The sequence below is a fragment of the Prevotella sp. C0209C1 genome (assembly GCF_056583855.1).
Genome location: NZ_JBWPJP010000016.1, coordinates 35,581 through 55,928, shown reverse-complemented (window position 1 = coordinate 55,928; position 20,348 = coordinate 35,581). Strand labels below are relative to the sequence as shown.

Annotated in this window: 16 protein-coding genes and 1 pseudogene; 9 read left to right on the top strand and 8 right to left on the bottom strand. The window is 32.3% G+C overall.

Going from position 1 to position 20,348, the window contains the following annotated elements; genetic code table 11:
- Positions 1–102 precede the first annotated feature (102 nt).
- Positions 103–513, top strand: coding sequence for a glycosyltransferase family 2 protein (locus AC1DCD_RS05910; RefSeq protein ID WP_464640816.1), 411 nt, complete (start codon positions 103–105; stop codon positions 511–513).
- A gap of 732 nt (positions 514–1,245) precedes the next feature.
- Here AC1DCD_RS05910 and rlmH read toward each other — a convergent pair.
- Positions 1,246–1,716 (bottom strand): 23S rRNA (pseudouridine(1915)-N(3))-methyltransferase RlmH, encoded by a 471-nt coding sequence (gene rlmH / locus AC1DCD_RS05905; protein ID WP_008449823.1) that lies wholly within the window; start codon positions 1,714–1,716, stop codon positions 1,246–1,248.
- Positions 1,713–2,036 (bottom strand): DUF4491 family protein, encoded by a 324-nt coding sequence (locus AC1DCD_RS05900; RefSeq protein ID WP_008449820.1) that lies wholly within the window; start codon positions 2,034–2,036, stop codon positions 1,713–1,715. Before AC1DCD_RS05900 ends, rlmH begins: the two co-directional genes overlap by 4 nt.
- 191 nt (positions 2,037–2,227) lie before the next feature.
- Here AC1DCD_RS05900 and AC1DCD_RS05895 point away from each other — a divergent pair, with 191 nt between their 5' ends.
- The 3 genes from AC1DCD_RS05895 (at position 2,228) to AC1DCD_RS05885 (ending at position 6,570) form a co-directional block, all read left to right on the top strand.
- Positions 2,228–3,976, top strand: a complete 1,749-nt coding sequence (locus AC1DCD_RS05895) for a phospho-sugar mutase (RefSeq protein WP_008449827.1) — start codon at positions 2,228–2,230, stop codon at positions 3,974–3,976.
- 243 nt (positions 3,977–4,219) lie between these two features.
- The gene (locus AC1DCD_RS05890; RefSeq protein ID WP_008449814.1) at positions 4,220–4,696 is read left to right on the top strand and encodes a ferritin; all 477 of its coding nucleotides are present in this window, start codon (positions 4,220–4,222) and stop codon (positions 4,694–4,696) included.
- A gap of 404 nt (positions 4,697–5,100) precedes the next feature.
- Entirely contained in the window at positions 5,101–6,570 is a 1,470-nt protein-coding gene (locus tag AC1DCD_RS05885) for a trypsin-like peptidase domain-containing protein (RefSeq protein ID WP_008449818.1), read from the top strand.
- 109 nt (positions 6,571–6,679) lie between these two features.
- Here the strand turns inward: AC1DCD_RS05885 and AC1DCD_RS05880 are convergent, their stop codons facing one another.
- Positions 6,680–7,879 (bottom strand): C1 family peptidase, encoded by a 1,200-nt coding sequence (locus tag AC1DCD_RS05880; RefSeq protein ID WP_008449816.1) that lies wholly within the window; start codon positions 7,877–7,879, stop codon positions 6,680–6,682.
- A gap of 315 nt (positions 7,880–8,194) precedes the next feature.
- On the opposite strand from AC1DCD_RS05880, the gene AC1DCD_RS05875 reads away from it, so the two are divergent.
- The gene (locus tag AC1DCD_RS05875) at positions 8,195–10,198 is read left to right on the top strand and encodes a phosphatidylinositol-specific phospholipase C (RefSeq protein WP_464640812.1); all 2,004 of its coding nucleotides are present in this window, start codon (positions 8,195–8,197) and stop codon (positions 10,196–10,198) included.
- A gap of 46 nt (positions 10,199–10,244) precedes the next feature.
- Here AC1DCD_RS05875 and AC1DCD_RS05870 read toward each other — a convergent pair.
- Positions 10,245–10,512 (bottom strand): annotated as a pseudogene (locus AC1DCD_RS05870) (transposase); the annotation flags it as partial.
- A 408-nt stretch (positions 10,513–10,920) separates the two neighbouring features.
- Here AC1DCD_RS05870 and AC1DCD_RS05865 point away from each other — a divergent pair.
- Both AC1DCD_RS05865 and rprY read left to right on the top strand, forming a co-directional pair.
- Positions 10,921–12,483, top strand: a complete 1,563-nt coding sequence (locus AC1DCD_RS05865) for a sensor histidine kinase (protein WP_036854008.1) — start codon at positions 10,921–10,923, stop codon at positions 12,481–12,483.
- Positions 12,484–12,529: 46 nt separating this feature from the next.
- Positions 12,530–13,237 carry a response regulator transcription factor RprY gene (gene rprY, locus AC1DCD_RS05860; protein WP_008448673.1) on the top strand — a complete coding sequence of 236 codons (708 nt, stop codon included), beginning with the start codon at positions 12,530–12,532 and terminating at the stop codon, positions 13,235–13,237.
- 422 nt (positions 13,238–13,659) lie between these two features.
- Here rprY and AC1DCD_RS05855 read toward each other — a convergent pair whose 3' ends face one another.
- Complete coding sequence (locus tag AC1DCD_RS05855) at positions 13,660–14,208, bottom strand: glutathione peroxidase (protein WP_008448675.1); 549 nt, start codon at positions 14,206–14,208, stop codon at positions 13,660–13,662.
- 527 nt (positions 14,209–14,735) lie between these two features.
- Between AC1DCD_RS05855 and lepA the strand changes: the two genes are divergently transcribed.
- Together lepA and AC1DCD_RS05845 are read left to right on the top strand one after the other, a co-directional pair.
- A complete protein-coding gene (gene lepA, locus AC1DCD_RS05850) occupies positions 14,736–16,517 on the top strand; it encodes a translation elongation factor 4 (protein WP_036853912.1) in 1,782 nt (593 codons plus the stop codon).
- Positions 16,518–16,550: 33 nt separating this feature from the next.
- Positions 16,551–17,150, top strand: coding sequence for a Crp/Fnr family transcriptional regulator (locus tag AC1DCD_RS05845; protein WP_019035543.1), 600 nt, complete (start codon positions 16,551–16,553; stop codon positions 17,148–17,150).
- A 249-nt stretch (positions 17,151–17,399) separates the two neighbouring features.
- On the opposite strand, the gene AC1DCD_RS05840 is transcribed toward AC1DCD_RS05845, so the two are convergent.
- The 3 genes from AC1DCD_RS05840 to menB are packed head-to-tail and all read right to left on the bottom strand — an operon-like array spanning position 17,400 to position 20,322.
- Entirely contained in the window at positions 17,400–18,401 is a 1,002-nt protein-coding gene (locus AC1DCD_RS05840) for an AMP-binding protein (RefSeq protein WP_036853915.1), read from the bottom strand.
- A 24-nt stretch (positions 18,402–18,425) separates the two neighbouring features.
- Complete coding sequence (locus tag AC1DCD_RS05835) at positions 18,426–19,463, bottom strand: o-succinylbenzoate synthase (RefSeq protein WP_036853916.1); 1,038 nt, start codon at positions 19,461–19,463, stop codon at positions 18,426–18,428.
- A 31-nt stretch (positions 19,464–19,494) separates the two neighbouring features.
- A complete protein-coding gene (gene menB, locus AC1DCD_RS05830; protein ID WP_008448685.1) occupies positions 19,495–20,322 on the bottom strand; it encodes a 1,4-dihydroxy-2-naphthoyl-CoA synthase in 828 nt (275 codons plus the stop codon).
- Between the last annotated feature and the right edge of the window lie 26 nt (positions 20,323–20,348).

Below are 20,348 nucleotides of genomic sequence, written 5' to 3'. Positions count from 1 at the left end.
GGAAAAAATCATCCTGCAATTTGAGCTATAGGATACATACTTCTCAAAATCATCCTGCAAAATGAGCTATACGCCTAATATTATTAATGATATATAAAAGCAATGATAACAGTAGTAGTTCCTATATATAATGTAGAGAAAGTTTTAACTTATTGTCTATCAAGTATTCAGAAACAAACATATACTGATATAGAAGTTATATTGGTAGATGATGGTTCTATGGATAAATCTGGTTTAATATGTGATAAATTTTGTCAGTTAGATAAAAGGTTTCGGGTCATTCACAAGATTAATGAAGGTATTGCAAAGGCGCGTAATATAGGAGTTAAAGAAGCAAATGGAGATTATATTTGTTTTGTAGATAGTGATGATATGCTACACCCACAAATGTTAGAAAAATTGTTTGAAGCTTTACATAATGGAGATTATGACTTCTCTATGTGCAATTATAAGCTGATACAGGCCCATACAGAGCCTATACCTGCCTTAGTGGGGGGGGGGAGAGATATTTGAGCAGGAAAGCTTAATATATGGGCTATTTGCCCCTTCTGGCATTGAAATGAAATATTTGGCAGTATGGAATAAACTATATAAGAGAGAAAATATATGTGATGTTTTATTTGAAGACGTTGTGTCAGAAGATTTTGAGTATAATCTTAAAGTATTTTTGAAAAGCAAAAGAGCAATATGTGTGAATGATATATTATTATTATCAAAATCCAAACTCTATTACTCACAAAGATATTATTGATAATAAATTAATAAAGAGTAGGTTTATTTATTCTATTAATACTTATGCAAATGCAGTAAAAAGAGTTGAAGGACATATAAAATATGAGGCGTGGGCATTATGGAAACTTTATCGATGCATGTTTAGTGTAAGATATTATGCTAAAGGTACAAAATTTGAAAATCTTGTAGAAATTATTATTAAGCAGGTTCATAATAAATATTGGAAGAAAGTTAAGAAGAATAATAATTTATCTTTAACTCAGAAAAGTTTTATGTATTTTTTTATGTCCTTCCCACAATTTTATAAAATATTACTATTTATACATTAGCAATGATATTATATAATACAATATATAGCATTTTATTATAAAAGAGAACAGAAATAACTAAGATATAGTGGTTATATATTTTGTTATTTTGCAGAATATGTTTGGTTAGTATTTAAGTACTAAAAAATAGTTACTGAGACAACATATGTTTATATTTTTTGTATTATAGTGTTCTTATATATGTCTATTCATGGTGATATGGCTCACCTTTAAGAATAGTACAAGCTCTGTAAAGTTGTTCGACAAATATAAGGCGTACCATCTGGTGTGAAAATGTCATTTTAGAAAGAGAAATCTTTTCATTAGCACGTTCGTAAATCTCTTTAGAGAAGCCGTATGAACCACCGATTATAAATATTAAACGTCTGGAAATAGATTGCTTTTGTTTAAGCCATTTAGCATATTCTGTTGAACGAAATTCTTTACCTTTTTCATCAAGTAAAATAATAGTATCTGTTGGTTGTATTTCTTTTAAGATAAGTTCTCCTTCTTTTTTCTTTTGTAGATCTATAGTTAGGTTTTTAGTATTTTTTAATTCAGGAATAGTTATAATAGAAAAAGGCATATAATGCCCTATCCTATTAGTGTAATCATCTATTCCTGTTTGGAATATTTTGTTAACAGTCTTACCTACAACTATCAAAATAGTTTTCATCGTTTCACATCTTTATTATTCTTTTCATTATATTCTTTAATGCGTTTAGGATTCATAGGGAACCATCCTTTTTTTACACGTTCTTTTTGTTCAAATAGCTCGCCAATACCCCAAAGCAATGATGCACCTGTTACTCCAAGTAAGGCAGACCAAAATATAGAAGATACAAATAAGGCAGCTACACAACACCCTAATCCTCCAATTAACCATAACCACCATGGTTTAGTGCCAAAATAATATTCAGTTTTAATTACTATAGGATGCAATAAGCCGATAATAATAAAAGTACAAATTGCAAGGAAAACGCCTTCAAAGTTCATATTATAATAAGTCTTTTATATTGATAAAAAATAATTGCAAAGGTAATAAAATATCTGTCATATCAGATAGACTTATAAATGAAATTCAATAGTATTTTTTGATAAAGGAAAATATGTATGCTTATTTGTATTTGGTTATTTATTTGTATATTTGCAAGTAGAATGATAAATAATTATAAAAGAGTAACAATATGGCAAAAGATTTAAAACTTATTGAGCAATGTGAGGATAAAGCTAAGTCATGGATGTCGCCATCTTTTGATGAAGAGACACGTTTGGCAGTAAAAAAAATGATAGAGGCTAAAGACAAGAGTTGTTTAATAGACAGCTTCTATAAAGATTTAGAGTTTGGTACAGGTGGCTTACGTGGTATAATGGGAGCAGGTTCTAACCGCATGAACATTTATACAGTGGGAATGGCTACACAGGGTTTTGCTAATTATTTGAAAAGAAATTTCAAAGAAAGAGAACAGATAAGTGTTGTAGTATGTCATGATTGTCGTAATAACTCACGTCTTTTTGCAGAAACGGTAGCTAACATCTTTTCAGCAAATGGTATAAAAGTGTTTTTATTTGAAGATTTACGTCCAACCCCAGAATGTTCGTTTGCTATTCGCAATCTTAGAGCACAAGCAGGTGTTAATATCACAGCCAGTCATAACCCTCGCGAATATAATGGATATAAGGCTTATTGGGAAGATGGGGCACAAGTATTAGCACCACATGATAAGGGTATTATAGAAGAGGTTAATAAAGTAAGAGTAGAAGATGTAAAGTTTGAAGGTAAAAAAGAGCTTATTCAAATAATAGGAGAAGATATAGATAAGCTTTTCTTAGATGCAGTAAAAACAGTAAGCATTGATCCTTCAGTTATAAAGAATCAGCATGACTTAAAAATAGTATATACTCCTTTACATGGTGCAGGACGTGTGATGATTCCGCGTGCCTTACGTTCTTGGGGATTTGATAATATACATTGTGTAGAGGAACAGATGGTAAAAGACGGGAATTTTCCTACAGTAGACCGTCCTAATCCAGAGATAGCAGAGGCTCTTACGTTAGGTTTACGTGATGCTAAGAAGATAGATGCAGATATTCTTATGGCTTCAGATCCTGATGCTGATCGTGTAGGTATGGCTTGTAAAAATAGTAATGGCGAGTGGGTATTGATTAATGGTAATCAGACTTGTTTGATTTTCTTGTGGTATATTCTAACTAACCGTAAAGCTATGGGGTTATTAAAGCCTACCGATTTTATTGTTAAAACTATTGTTACTACTGAAGTTATCCGTAAAATAGCAGAGAAGCAACATGTAGAAATGCGTGATTGCTATACAGGTTTTAAATGGATTGCACGTGAAGTTGCGCTTTCAGAAGGTAAGCAAGATTATATAGGTGGTGGAGAAGAAAGCTATGGCTTTATGGCTGAGAGCTTTTGCCGTGATAAAGATGCAGTTAGTGCATGTTGTCTTTTGGCTGAAATATGCGCCTATGCTAAAGATCATGGCAAGACTTTATATGATATAGTAATGGATATTTATATGGAGTATGGTTTTAGTTATGAATATACCATTAATGTAGAACGTCCAGGAAAGACAGGTGCAGATGAAATTCAGCAAATGATGCAGAATTTCCGTACCAAGGCACCTAAGGAACTTGGAGGTAGTAAGATAGCAATATGGAAGGATTATCAAACTTTGGAAGCTATAAAAGCCGATGGTACAAAGGAAAAAATTGATATGCCAGAAACAAGTAATGTGCTGCAATGGTTTTGCGAAGATGGTAATAAGGTTAGTGTTCGTCCTTCAGGTACAGAGCCTAAGATTAAGTTCTATCTTGAAATAAAAGAAAACATGACTTCTCCTAATGATTATAATAATTGTGTCAGTCATGCAAAAGAAAAGATAGAAGCTATAAAAAAGAGCTTAAATCTCAATTAGAATTGAGGCATGATAACAATAGAATTATAGATGAAATAAAAGGGCATTCGTTTTGAGAGAATGCTCTTTTATTTTATAGTAGATTATGTTTTTATGTAAAAACATAATAGTAAAATATAAAGATTGTTATTATTCTATGATTTGAATAATATTGTTGTGTAGAATAACTTGTTTAATATAAAATATTTTTTACCTTTGTAGTAGGATAATACAAATCATTATAATAATAAAAAATAGATAGTTATGAATATAAGTAAAACTATGCAAGAGGCATTTAGCCAGCAGATTATATCTGAGTTGTGGTCTTCTAATCTTTATTTGCAAATGGCTTTTTGGTTTCAAAAGGAAGGCTGGAAAGGCTTTGCAAATTATATGTTTAAGCATTCTGAAGAAGAAAGAGAACATGCTACAGATATGGCTAATTATGTTTTTGATCGTGGAGGCGAAGTAGTGTTAGGTGCAATTGATGCTGTTACTACTTCATGGAAAGATGAAAAATCTGTTTTTGAAAATGTTTATCAGCATGAGCAGCATGTAACCGAATTGATTTATAACTTAGCAGAAGTAGCTGAAAAAGAGAATGATCGTGCTTCTCAAAATTTTATAGCTAAGTATGTTGATGAGCAGGTAGAAGAAGAGAAGAATGTGCGTGATATATTAAAAGATTGGGAACATCAGGAAAATCATGATGTAGCACATATGGATAAAAAGTTTATTTAACCTGACTTAAAATTAATAATAATCTGATTATTATAAAGTGAAACTCACTACTCTGAGAAAGGGTAGTGAGTTTTTTCATATTACATTGTTTTTATATAAATATTTCGAGAAAAAAGGGATTCTAATTAGCTGCTGTATTATTGTTGTTTTTAATGTGTAAGATAAAACAGTAAGGATTTATATTCAGCTTAACAGAAGAGTAATTATAAATGAATTTAAAATTATATGTGGTGCTTTTTAATTGCCGTTAATTGTTAAATTGTAAGTGTTAAAATCGAATAAAGATTAGTTGTGTTATGTATTTATTACGTTTTTTGCCTTTATATTTGCATAATCATTAATAGAAGATGATTAAAGAATAAGAAATAAAAAGAGAAAAATCAAATAAATAAATTAAATTATAGATGAAAAATCTTTCAAAATTATTAGTAGGAGCATCTTGCTTTTCTGCTCTTGCTTTATCAACAGGGGCTTTTATTAAAGTCTGCGCAGCTCCAACTACTGTTGCAGCCTATGGTCAGCCAGTAGATTTAACTTATGCGTCTGAAAAAGCGTTACCTGCAGTTGTGCATATTAAATATGTTCAGAATTCAAAGACGAAGACAGTAGAAGTTGATGAGGATCCATTTGGAGGTTTTTTTGATCCTTTTGGTTTCTTCGATCAGCGTCAGGGGGACGGTAATAGGCGTCGTCAGCAGATACAAACTCCTAAGAAAGAAGCTACAGGAAGTGGTGTTATTATATCTTCAGATGGATATATAGTAACAAATAATCATGTAGTAGAAGGTGCAGATGAGCTAACTGTTACGTTGAATGACAACCGTGAGTTTAGTGCAAAAATAGTAGGTACTGATAAGCAAACAGACTTGGCTTTGCTTAAGGTTAATGCAAAAAACTTGCCTGTATTGCCTATAGGTGATTCAGAAAAGTTGAAAGTAGGTGAATGGGTAATAGCAGTAGGTAATCCTTATAATTTAAGTTCTACGGTAACAGCAGGTATAGTAAGTGCTAAGGCTCGTGGTTTAGGAGCTACTCAAGGAGGTATAGAAAGCTTTATACAAACAGATGCTGCTATTAATCCTGGCAATTCTGGTGGTGCCCTTGTTAACACAAAAGGTGAGCTTGTAGGTATTAATGCAATGCTTTATTCTAGGACAGGATCGTATAGTGGTTATGGTTTTGCTATTCCTACGTCTATAATGATAAAGGTAGTAGATGATATAAAGAAATATGGCAGTGTACAACGTGTAATGCTTGGTATTCAAGGAGGTGATGTGCTTGATTATATAAATGCTCAAAAAGATGATGGAAAAACAGTAGACCTTGGTACAAATGAGGGCGTTTATGTAGATAAAATCACAAATGATGATGGTAATGGTGCAGCGGCAGGGCTGCAGAAGGGTGATGTTATTACTCAGTTTGATGGAACGAAAGTTACTAAAATGTCAGAGCTTCAGCAAGCTATTAATGCAAAACGTCCTGGTGATAAGGTTTATATTACTTATATGCGTAATAAGAAGGTTATTAAAAAGCTGATAACTTTGAAAAATGCTCAAGGTACAACAAAACTTTTAGAGCAGGCAGATATAGATGTTTTAGGTGGACAGTTCCGTCCAGTTAGCAAATCAATGAAACAGCAGTTAGGCATTAATTATGGCTTAGAAGTAATAAAGGTAAATAATGGTGCATTGAAAAAGGCAGGTATTCCTCGTGATTATATTATACAAAATGTAAATGATACTCCTGTTAAGACTATAGACGACTTGCAAAGTATTGTAAAGAAGGCTTCCACAAGTAAATATCCTGTGCTTTATATTCAAGGTATTTATCCAACAGGTAAGAAGGGCTATTTTGCAGTTCCTTTATCAGAATAAGAAAGTAATTGTTATAAAATAATTAATGTAAGATTCCCTATCAAATTGGTGTTTTTTCCAATTGGTAGGGATCTTTCTTTTATAAGTAGTTTTATGTTATAAGGTTAAACTAAAGTTTTATTTGTTTCATCATCTTTTTACTTATAGCATTCTTATTAAGGAATATATATATGGTGTTGTCTGCAATAAAGTTGCGAGACATATACCAAGTACCATTATATTTGTTATTAGTACCCCATGAATTTTTCACCATATAAAAATCTTTACCTTTTTGATCTTTAGCCTTGCCATAAATAACCATAACATGATCGTAGGTCATGCGCCAGTTGTCAAAGCGTTTTTGGCGGCGTTCTTGTGTAACAGACACTTCTGGTGTGTTAATACCTATCTTTGCTATCTTATTGCCTCGCTCTGTCTTTGATAATTGTAACCATCTTGCAGCATCAGAACCTATTATAGATGATATCTTGTCGTTATCTACATCTAATGCAAGCCCATTGCGTGTAAAGCCATCTTCACTAACATCACCTCCCCAAGCTATTGTATAGCCAGCATCAATAGCATCGTCAATAATCTTCATCATATCATTTAATGGGATATTATAGCTTTGTTTCATTCTCCATTTATATGGCGCTTCTATTACAAAAGAGCTATAGAATGGATGATGAGTAAAACTTGTTATACTAATATAATTGTTCCAGTCTATTCCTAATGATGAAGCAAATGTTTTTGGTGTATATTGTTTACCTTTATAAGTGAACGTTTGAGGACATTTACCAATATAAGAATCTATAATACCTTGCACGCTGTTCTGCCATGCTGGGCTTAACTCTTCATGATTTCCTTGTGCTATAGTAGTCATATACTTCTCAAGTCCTGGAAAAAATTCGGTAAAATTAGCAAGGCTATCTCCAACCAAAGATCCAGGTTTTGGCATGACATTTTCAGGCACTATCCCATAAGTTTTAATCATTTCCAAAGCATCGTCAGCACTGCCTCCTTCTGAAAATCTACTATACCCATGCATACGGGTGTGAAATATAGCTTCGTCAAGATAATTTTTATTAGCTACAAACATTTCACTAAGGTCATAAGTTTTACCTGTAGATTTAAGTATCTCACTTTCAAAAAATCCTAATGTAGCATAACACCAGCAGGTACCACTTTTATATTGATTTTTTACAGGAGTAATAGCGTTAGCTTTTATAGTAGTAAAATGGAAATCAGAAGCATTGCTATTTTCTTTATTTTGCGCATATACAGATATGCTTATAGCTGTAAATGCTAATGCTAAATATTGCTTTTTCATATAGTGTAATTAATTTTAATTTAAAGCAAAGTTACATAAAAAAAGGTTAAGGTAAATAGTGAATAAGCTTTTTTTGAAAAATATTTAAAATCAATCAATGAGAATAATTAGACAATAAAGGTGAAAACGTCTTTGAAGTTTTTAAAATATAAATACCTTATATATAAGGTATATAAAAGTTAATATATATGGGATAGATGCTTAATAAAGGTATTATGTTCTTTGATATTTGCAAATAAATTACTAACTTTGTGTTCTTCAAAATAATTTACATTAAAAAATTGATAAGATATGATGATTCCGAGAAAACACAAAATGTCCATAATTGAAAATAATAAACATAAATCAGCTCATAGCATAGCTAAAGATGTGATTACAAATAGCGTGTTATTTATGTTTTGGAGTATGGTTATTATTGCTATATATATGTTGCTTTGTAGTTGTAGCCATAATATAGATAATGTTGAATCTGAACAGCAGCAAGGGGTTCATATAGTATATCTTAATGTTAAGGTAGATGGTGCTATAGTTAAAAATGATAATAAGGAAAGTACGAGGGCTTTTGCGTACGACTTTAATAATAAGCAAGCATTACCTTTGTTACGCCTCAAAGCAGATGATGTAGAAGAAGGGCTTTGCTTAATAAGAAATGAAAATCCTAAAATACCATTAAGATGTATAAAGGTGGTGTGGAAAGGATGTGAAAATGGGGTAAGATGTGATAATTTTACCGCAGATATAAAATGTCCTAATAATGAGAAAATAGGTAAGTGGGAGGCTTGTTTCCTGCTTGGACAAGGTAAGTATGACGAGAAGAGTCGTTGTGTAATATTTAGCGGAGAACACTTTGCACGACCTATAACTATTAGGAAAGAGCAACGATGGGATATGCCTTATCTATCTAAGTGGTTACCACTTTCTACGGAAGATGGCGTAAATATGAGCACCCCACGAGTAAATTTTCTCCCACAAGGATCTTTTATTCGTATGAAGATAGCTAATACTACGGAGAAAGATATTAATATAGCTGCACTTCGTATGAAGCCAACAGACAATTCGATGCAGGCTGCCCCCTTTGTATGGGAAGCAAAATGGCAAGTAGACGAACAAAAGGATTCGCCTATAGTAGTTCCTGTTCTGCTAAAAAATGGAGAGGATTTAATATGTAAGCTCGATAAGCCAATTACTCTAAAGCCTAAAGAAATGTCTAAAGTATATGGCTTTTGGGTAATGCCAGTAGGTAAGAATGTAAGTTTTTCTAACGACCTTTATATAGTGCCTCAAACAGAGGCTATTGCTAAACGGTCAGAATGGTGGTTATATCATACACCTTTAGATGGAATGAGCAATTCTCAAGGACAAGAGGCTGGTAAAAGTTATACTTTTAAGCCCAAGCTACGTTCTATAGTGCCTACCAAACAAAATAATTGGATGCAGGATATGGAGGACGACCGGCTAATATGCAAGATGTCCATACCCGGAACACACGATACCGGAGCATGGTCTTCAGGTATTTGGTGGGTAAAGACACAAGACAAAGATATCAAAGGGCAGCTTGAAAATGGCATACGCTTCTTCGATATACGCTTGGTGCTTGATGGTGATGTGCTGAAGCTGTGCCACTCCAGTGTAGTGTTCGACCGCACGTTTCATAAAGATGTATTGCGTGCTACTGCCGATTTTTTACGAGATCACCCTTCTGAAACGGTTATCATGACTATAAAGCGTGACTGTAAAAAATATGATGATGGTGGTAATAGGTATCGTACAGCAGTAGGCAATATCTTAAATGCAGATCCTTATATTAAGCAATATATAGCAGGAGCTTTTAGTCCGGATCTAACTATGGGCGATATTCGTGGTAAGATGCTTATAGTGAGCCGTGAGGGTTGGTATTCTACAAACTCTGGCTGGATAACAAGTTGGCCTGATAACAGACAGTTTTCTACTACGCTTGCTTCTACTAATTATTCCACTACCACGCTGCATGTGGAGGATACATATAAATGCCGTGCAGGTGATAAGGTAAACCTCGTTCGCCAGAATTTGATTAAAGCTAGTGAAGCGTATGGAGGAATGGCTCCCGAATGGTTTATTACATTCTGCTCGTACACGGGTCCAAACGGCATAGGTACTCCGAATGTTGTTACAGGATATGTAGACCCTTATGTAAAAGATATTCTTAATAAAGACCAGCAATTGCGTACTACAGGCATTCTACTATTCAATTTTGAAGGTTGGTATGGACTAACTAAAGAGGTTATTAAATTTAACAAGAAATTCCCACCGAAACTTATACAACGTTATGAAGATGAATAGAAAACATAGCGTTACAGGGTTATTTTGGTATAAATTAAAGTCCAATACAAAAATATTGGTAGTAAGCATTCTCACCCCATTGAGAAATCACTATTTCATCTGATACATCACGCAAATGTTTTAAGATTAAAAGTCCACACACATCAAGCGAATAGGGGAGCGGGGCGACAGTTAGTGCTGCAATACAATGGAGAAAAAGCATTTTCAAAACGCTCCCAACAATCTTATTACTAAGTTGGAAAGGGGGGTGAAGACTGAGTATGTCCTCTAAAGAAGAGAACATAGAGAGCTATTTTAGCTTTACGTTTAAGCATAAATATCTGCAAGATTTATAATGTAAAGGTCAAAAAAAAATGAAAATATAAGCAAATAATTTGAGTATAATATATTGTAAATCTGAGGAATATTAGGTTTATAAGGAATGACTATTTAGATCAATTTTATGAGTTTAATATATTATTTTTAGTTTTCAGAAAACTTATATATATAGTAAAATCTTGTAAAAGAAGATCTAATAAGTTGTTTGTTTTAAGTATCTACATTGACTTATATATGATTTTTATAAATCAAAATAACTATATTTGGTTAAAATATAAAAAAACAAGCAACTTTATTAACTTTTGATTATTAATTTATCTTAGGTTTGTTTATATTTGCATTATTAACATATTTAAGTATTATTCTTATTATATGTTGTAATAAAGATGAGAAAAGATAGTATTATGAGTAAGAAAACAATTTGGGCAGTTGCAATCATTATGGGATTATCATTTCTTGGTTTGCTTTTTATTCAGTTTAACTATATAGAAGAAATGGTTAGCATGAAGAAAGAACAATTTGCTGAATCGGTAAGTCGTGCTTTATATCAGGCATCTCGTAATATGGAACTTAATGAAACTTTGCGTTATCTTGAAAGTGATATAAATAAGCATGAGAAAAAAGATAGTAATGAAAATAAAATGGTATCAGTTGTTTCTCCAAAGACTCATCAGGTTCCGCCTTCTGATATTCAGGGAGAGCCATATTCTTCTTTCGAGAGCAAACTATTGAGAACAAAACCAACGCTTACGCCAAAAGCTTTAATCTTACGAAATGACAGCAATTCTATTTCAGCAACTAAACGTGATATACAGGGTATTGTAAGAAATAGGTATGTATATAAAAAAGCTATGCTTGATGAGGTTATTTATAATATATTGTATTCTGCTTCAGACAAGCCATTAAAAGAAAGAGTAAATTTTAAATTATTAGATCAAGATTTAAAAGCGGAGTTAATGAATAATGGAATAGATATTCCTTATCATTTTTCTGTAAGTACCCAAGATGGAAGAGAGGTATATCGTTGTCCGGATTATGTATCAGAAGGTGAGCAAAACTCGTATTCACAAATTTTGTTTCGAAATGATCCAGTCAATAGGATGGGAATTATAAAGATACACTTTCCTGATATGAATAGTTATATTTTCTCAAGTGTACAGTTTATGATACCTTCTATTATTTTTATATTTGTTTTATTGGTTACATTTATTTATACTATAGTTATTATATTTCGTCAAAAGAAATATAGTGAAATAAAGAATGATTTTATTAATAATATGACCCATGAGCTTAAAACTCCTATTGCAAGTATTTCATTAGCAGCACAGATGTTAACAGATAAATCTCTTAACAAAACGCCAAAAATGCTTGATCATCTTAGTAGTGTAGTAGCTGATGAGTCAAAGCGGCTTCGTTTTCTTGTAGAAAAAGTTTTACAAATGAGCTTATATGATAGTAAGCGAGCTGTGCTTAAGAAGACTTATACTGATATGAATGAAATGGTAGAAAATATAGCTAATTCTTTTTCATTACGTGTAGAGCATACTGGAGGTAAAGTATATACAGACGTAGAAGCTGTTGACTCAACAATGTATGTTGACGAAACACATTTTCAAAATGTAATTTTTAATTTAATGGATAATGCTGTTAAGTATGCTAAATCAGGAGAGCCATTAAATATATATATGAAAACATGGAATACTAATGAGCATTTATATCTTTCTATTCGTGATACAGGTATGGGTATAAAAAAAGAGAATTTAAAAAAGATTTTTGATAAGTTTTATCGTGTACATACAGGTAATCGACATGATGTTAAGGGGTTTGGCTTAGGCTTAGCTTATGTTAAGAGAATGATAGATTTGCATGAAGGTGATATAAAAGTAATTAGTGATTATGGTAAAGGTACCAAGTTTGTTATAAAGTTACCTGTTATTCATGATCAAGAAGATGAAAATAAAAGATAAATATATTTTAGTAAAACGAAATAATAACATTTAAAGTTTAAGCGATATGGATGAGAAATTAAAAATTTTATTGTGTGAAGATGATGAGAATTTAGGTACTCTTCTTAGTGAGTATTTACAAGCTAAAGGGTATGAGGCAGAACTTTGTCCTGATGGGGAAGCTGGTTTTAAGGCTTTTCTAAAGAGTAAGTTTGACATTTGTGTGTTAGATGTTATGATGCCTAAGATGGATGGTTTTGCTTTAGCTACAGAAATTCGTCAGGTTAATGCAGAAATACCTATTATATTTTTAACAGCTAAGCAGCTTAAAGAGGATATATTAGAAGGTTTTAAGATCGGTGCAGATGATTATATTACAAAGCCTTTCTCTATGGAGGAGCTAGTTTTTCGTATTGAAGCAATACTTCGTAGAGTTAGAGGTAAAAAAGTAAAGGAGCAAACTTTATATACTCTTGGTAGGTTTGTTTTTGATACTCAGAAGCAATTACTTACTCTTGATAACGACCCTGTAAAAATTACAAAGTTAACAACGAAAGAAAATGAACTTTTAGCATTGCTATGTGCTCATGCTAATGAGATATTACAACGTGATTATGCTTTAAAAACAATATGGATAGACGACAATTATTTTAATGCAAGGTCTATGGATGTTTATATTACCAAACTTCGTAAGCATTTAAAACCAGATCCTAATATTGAAATAATTAATATTCATGGTAAGGGATATAAATTAATCATTCCAGGTCAGGAATAAGAAAATATGAAAAGGGGTTGTGTCAAAATTGACACAACCTCTTTTTTTATGCAAAAAGATTTCATCTTTTTAGATGTATATTTTAAAAGGAGTAAGCTGGGAAAAGTTTATCAAAAATGTGCATCTTCAGATTATAGCTTCTGAATTATCCCAAATATAGAGCATAGGACTTTATAAGCTCTAATAAATTAACACGTAATAGGATTATAATCCGAGAAAATATACTTTAGAAAGGATATGTTATTTTAAATGGTTAATATATTGAATGATATCTCAAATAGATATTTCTATATATGAAAGTTCCGTACTGTGTTGTATAAGAGGTTATTATATATGAAAGTAGGAGACAAGCATCTATAATTAGTGTGTTTATCTCCTACTTGATTAAAATTAATAAAAGTTTTACCGTGCAGTAATATTTTTTATATTATAGAATTAATTTTGTTTTCTATTTCAGAAATACTATATGTAGGCTCGAAACGTTCAACAACATTACCTTCACGATTTACTAAAAATTTGGTGAAATTCCATTTTATATCTGTTTCGTTGCGAGGCACTTTATTAGCTTTGTTGTAAAGATCTTCCATAATAGCTGCTAATTTATCTTCATATTTGCCAAGGCCATGAGGTTTTTCTTTCTTTAACCATGTGAAGAGAGGAAGCTCGTTTTCACCATTAACATCAGATATTTTAAATTGAGGGAAATCGGTGCCAAATTTTGTAGTACAAAAGTTTGTTACATCTTCATCAGTACCTGGAGTTTGATGTCCAAATTGGTTACAAGGAATATCCAATATTTCAAATCCTTTCTCTTTTAGTTTTTTGTAAAGAGCTTCTAATTCTTCATATTGTGGAGTAAAACCACAACCTGTAGCAGTATTAATTATAAGAAGTACTTTACCTTTATACTCAGAAAGACATACTTCTTTGTTTTTTTTGTCAGGAAGACTAAAATTGTAAACTGTTTCCATTTTCGTATTATTTTTTTGTTATTGAAATATTATTGTAATTTTTACAAAGGTATATATTTTTCTCACTATCGTAAGCGATATAAAAGAAACTTAACTATATTTTTGTTTTTATTAGTATGCTTAAGTACTAAATGCAATGTAGTTATATAGCAAATGTAAGTTATAATATTAATATAGTCTTTAAAGAACTCTTATAGAAGAAACAAAGGACAACTAAAACAATTTTTTATTTATCTTTTTTGTTAACTTGTTGTGTGGAGAAAAAGCTCGGGATAGAACTTTTTCTCAAGATTATCAAAATAATTATGTTTGGAGAATATTCATATATTGTCAATTTGCTATATATTATAAAATAAGAAAATATTATAGGAATACGTAAATTTAAAATAGGTTATTTTGTTTATTATCAACAAGTAGGATAGTTTTCAAGAACGATTATTAAATTATTTCATATAAAAAACTACACCTTTTTTTAGTTTTTCGTTTTTTATTGTTATTTTTGCAGGTATATATACAATTATGTATCAATGGAACATATCAGAAATTTTTGCATTATAGCTCATATCGATCATGGTAAATCAACTTTAGCTGATAGATTATTAGAGCATACAAATACTATTCAGATAACGCAAGGTCAAATGCTCGACAATATGGACTTGGAGAAAGAGCGTGGTATTACTATTAAAAGTCATGCCATACAAATGGAATATAAAAAGAATGGTAATAAGTATGTTCTTAACCTTATAGACACTCCAGGTCATGTTGATTTTTCCTATGAAGTATCTCGAAGTATTGCTGCTTGTGAAGGTGCTTTGCTTGTTGTTGATGCAACGCAGGGTGTGCAGGCACAAACAATATCAAATCTTTATATGGCAATAGAACATAACTTGGAAATTATTCCTGTTATAAATAAAATAGATATGCCTAATGCTATGCCAGAAGAGGTTGAAGACGAGATTGTTGACCTTATTGGTTGCGAACCTGCAGATATTATTTTGGCAAGTGGTAAGACAGGCGAGGGGGTAGATGCTATCCTTGATGCAATTGTAGAAAAAGTGCCAGCTCCTAAAGGTGATTTAAAATCTCCATTGCAAGCATTAATATTCGATTCTATATTTAATTCATTTAGAGGCATAATTACACTATGTAAAGTAGAAAACGGTGTGATAAAAAAAGGAGATAAGGTAAAATTTGTACAGACTGGAATGGAATATATTGCTGATGAGGTGGGCGTTTTAAAAATGGATATGAAACCAACAAAGGAGCTATCTACAGGCGAAGTAGGTTATATTATATCTGGTATTAAGAATGCTACTGAGGTAAAGGTCGGTGATACTATTACCAATATAGATAATCCTTGTGAGAAAGCTATAGACGGTTTTCAAGAGGTTAAACCTATGGTCTTTGCAGGTGTTTATCCCATTGATCCTAATGATTATGAAAATTTGCGTTCATCATTAGAAAAGCTTCAGCTTAATGATGCTTCACTTACGTTTATGCCCGAGAGTTCACAAGCCTTAGGTTTTGGTTTTCGTTGTGGCTTTTTAGGATTATTGCACATGGAAATAGTACAGGAACGATTAGATAGAGAGTTTAATATGGATGTAATAACTACCGTTCCCAATGTTAGCTACATGGTATACGATAAGCAAGGTAATAAAAAAGAAGTACATAACCCGTCAGGATTGCCAGAACAGACCATGATAGAACATATAGAAGAACCTTATATAAAGGCTTCTATTATTACTATTTCCGATTTTATTGGTCCTATTATGACATTATGTCTTGATAAACGAGGCGAGCTAATAAGCCAAAATTATGTTAGTGGCAATAGGTTAGAATTAATTTTTATGTTACCTTTAGGTGAAATAGTCATTGATTTTTATGACAAACTAAAAAGTATATCTAAAGGCTATGCTTCTTTCGATTATCATATTGATTCTTTTCGTCCTTCAAAATTGGCTAAACTTGACATTTTACTTAATGGTGAGCCCGTCGATGCTCTCTCTACATTAACGCATGAATCAAATGCAGTAGCCTTTGGGCGTCGTATCTGTGAAAAATTAAAGGAGCTTATCCCACGACAACAGTTTGATATAGCTATTCAGGCTGCTATTGGTGCCAAAATTATAGCACGTGAAACAGTTAAGCAGGTACGAAAAGATGTTACAGCAAAATGTTATGGAGGAGATGTTAGTCGTAAGAGAAAATTATTAGAAAAGCAAAAAAAGGGTAAGAAACGTATGAAGCAGGTAGGTAATGTACAAGTTCCACAAAAAGCCTTCCTTGCTGTATTGAAACTTGATTAAGAATAAAATATAACTTTATGGGGAGGTTTTTGTATGCGTATAGATGATATAAGCGAAACTAGAAACATTGCAAGAGAATTAGCAAGAAAGTATAGTACAATGACTCATGAAGAGTTAAATGTGCTTGAGAATATTCTTGAGCCCATGCGTTTTGCAAAGGGGCAAATGATACTTAAAGAGGGTGAGGTATGTAAAAACATTTATTACATAGAACAAGGGTTGATACGCCAGTTCTATTTTAAAAAAGGTAAACAAATAACAGAACACTTGGGTGAAGATCATACCATCTTTATGTGTATAGAGAGTCTTTTTAAAGAAGAACCTACCTCTTTGCAAGTAGAGGCTTTAGAGCCAACTATTATATATGCTATTCCTAAATTTAGATTAGAACAAGTGGCACTTCATAATGTAAATATTCAAATACTTTATAGAAAAATTTTGGAAGAAAGCCTAATAACTTCTCAGATACATGCCGATCTTGTGCGCTTTGAGACTGCGCAAGATAGATATAAAAGATTTTGCAAGTTGTGTCCACAGGTTATATTACGTGCACCTTTGGTATATATAGCAAGTTATCTTCAAATGACGCCAGAAACTTTAAGTAGAGTGAGATCATCGACCCTTTTAGAATAAAAAAATAATAGTTAGCATAGTGATTTAATAAGGATAGAACTAATAATAAATAAAAGAAAAAGAGGTATGGTTAAGCTATAATATCTCTTTCATATAAAAGTTTGTCTTTTATTATTGATGTCTTGTAAAATCCTTGTTATCTAATTCGGTCTTCTTGCTTTATAATAAAACATGGAAGAGCTTCCTTTCTTATTGTAAAAAAGTATTTGAAATCAAAAAAAACAAAACCAATAAGCTTTTAAACATTTCCTATATATCTTTAGCAATAGTTTCTGCCTTTGCTCGAGCTATCTTGCCATTTTTTGTAAGAGGTATATGCGCTAAATGAGCAATATGTTTAGGCTGCCAAAATTTTGGTAAATATTGTTTACATATATTTCTAATTTCATCTAAATCATTGTTTTCTGTAAGCATAACAACTATTTCTCCGAAGATATTATCTTTCTTTTTTGTAATTACAAAAGGAGCCGATAAATATGGTCTGAGAATGGTTTCTACTTCTTCTATTTGTATTTTTATTCCACCAGAATTGATAATATTATCCTTACGACCTAAAATGCGAAAAAGAGTTTTACCCTGTTTTGTTTGTTTTAACTCCACTCTGTCATTTGTTTTAAGTATGTTATCGCATACTAAAGGAGCGTTAATAATTAGACTATTGTCTGAATCTACAGATAACTTTACACTATCAAAAGGTTCATACCATTCACTTGCAGCAGCACCACTAAGTGGTCGTAGGGCAATATGAGATAAAGTTTCTGTCATGCCGTATGTACTCCATACTGCATTAGGGAACGATTTTAAAATAGTCTCCATGTTTACATCTATAGCCCCACCGCCTATGATAAGATTCTTTATAGCCATTAGCCGTTTACGTTCAGAAGGAACTTTGAGAGAGTTGGCTACTTGTAAAGGTATCATTGCCGCAAAAGTTATTTCACCAGAATAGCCTGATTCTCTAAGAGAGTTGTTAGAAAGAGGATGTCCATTAGGTTCTACATAGATAAGTTTCAATCCACGTTCTATGCTACGTACTACCATCATTTTACCTGCAATAAAATCAAGAGGTAGACATAGAAGGGCTGTGTCGTCTTTCTTTAAGTTAAGAAAATCGCAAGTTATTTTAGCAGAGTTTAGCATATTCTGTTTTTTTACAAGCATATTTTTAGGGGTACCTGTAGAGCCACTGGTATGCACAAGTAGCGTACTTTTATCATTATGCCACTCTAATAAAAAATCGTGTAAGGTCATTATTATAAATATTTATGTAAAATATTAACCACAGAAAAACAGTTTATCTCCTCTTATTTCTAAAGGTAAAGGTATGTTATCTATAAAGAGATGTCCTGTACCTAACCCTTGTGGAGTAACAAGTTCAGAGCCATAAATACTTGCTGTAAATTGTGCAATAGCATTTAGTCCTATGTTACTTTCTAAAGCAGATGTTATCCATGACCCAATGTTGCGTTCTTTTGCCATATTTATCCATTCTCGAGAGCCTTGCAAACCACCATGTAGACTAGGTTTTAATATAATATATTGAGGTCTTATGGTATCTAATAATATTTTTTTCTTATCTATATAGTTTATTCCTATCAACTCTTCGTCGAGAGCTATAGGTAATGGACTATTCTTACAAATGAAAGCCATTTCTTGCCATTGATTTTGTTTGATAGGTTGCTCTATGGAATGAATGTCATATTTAGCTAATGCTTCTAAACGTGAAAGAGCCTCATTAGGTGAAAAAGCACCATTAGCATCTACACGCAGCTCTATTTGTTCTTTTGTAAAAGATGCTCGAATATGTTTTATAAGCTCTAACTCTTTAGTAAAATCAATAGATCCTATTTTTAATTTTATGCAATGAAAACCTGATTTTAGTTTTTCTTCTAAACGCTGAAACATTTCATCAAAAGTCCCCATCCATATTAGTCCGTTAATGGTTATCCCTTTCTCACCTTTACCAAAGGGAGTATTAAAAAGGTCTAAACTTCCTTTTCTATCTAATTGTTTCATTGCTGTTTCAAGTCCAAACAGCATAGAGGGATAAGGTCTTAGTGCTGTATAATTTATTTTCCCTGTATGTTCTATATCGTTACAGAAATGTTTTAGGATATGCTCATAATCATAATCAGGCATGGCATCGCATGATAAATCTGGAAGTGTAGCACACTCACCAATACCCTTTATATGATGGTTATCTGTATCATGTATAGTTACATACCAACTTTTACGTGTAAGATATACTCCCCTTGAAGTAGTGGCAGGAACTTTAAAATGAAAAATCTTTTTAGTAATATTTATTTTATACATAGCCTTTTTATATAAAAGACATTTTCAGAAACTATGGAAACTGTGGATATTTATCAAAGTCTGGTTTACGTTTTTCAAGAAAAGCTTGCCCACCTTCATGTGCCTCTTCCATATTATAATATAACATAGTGGCATCACCTGCAAGCTCTTGTATACCTGCCTGACCATCTAATTCTGCGTTTAATCCTGCTTTGATCATACGAAGAGCAAGTGGAGAATGTTCCATCATGCGTTCAGCCCATGCTACACATTCATCTTCTAAATGATCGAAAGCAACCACTTTGTTAATTAATCCCATTCGTTCAGCCTCTATAGCATTATATTGACGACACATAAACCATATTTCACGCGCTTTTTTCTGTCCTACAATACGAGCCAGATAAGAAGCTCCAAATCCAGCATCGAAAGAGCCTACACGAGGACCTGTCTGTCCAAAAATAGCATTATCAGAAGCAATAGATAAATCGCACATTATATGCAAAACATGTCCTCCACCAATAGCATAACCATTAACCATGGCTATTACAGGCTTAGTTAAACGACGTATTTGCATTTGTACATCAAGAACATTTAGACGTGGTACACCATCAGTTCCAATATATCCACCTTGACCTTTAACGTGCATATCGCCACCAGAGCAAAATGCCTTATCGCCAGCACCTGTAAGAATAACTACACGAATATCAAGAGATTCGCGACAATAACTAAAAGCTTGAGACATCTCCCATACTGTCTTGGGAGTAAAGGCATTGCGATAGCGAGGACGATTAATAGTTATCTTTGCAATATGATTAAATTCCTCAAAGAGTATATCCTCAAAACTAAACCCTTCAATGGGTTTCCATTCTCTTTCTTGCATATTCTTCTATTTTAATTATTATTCTA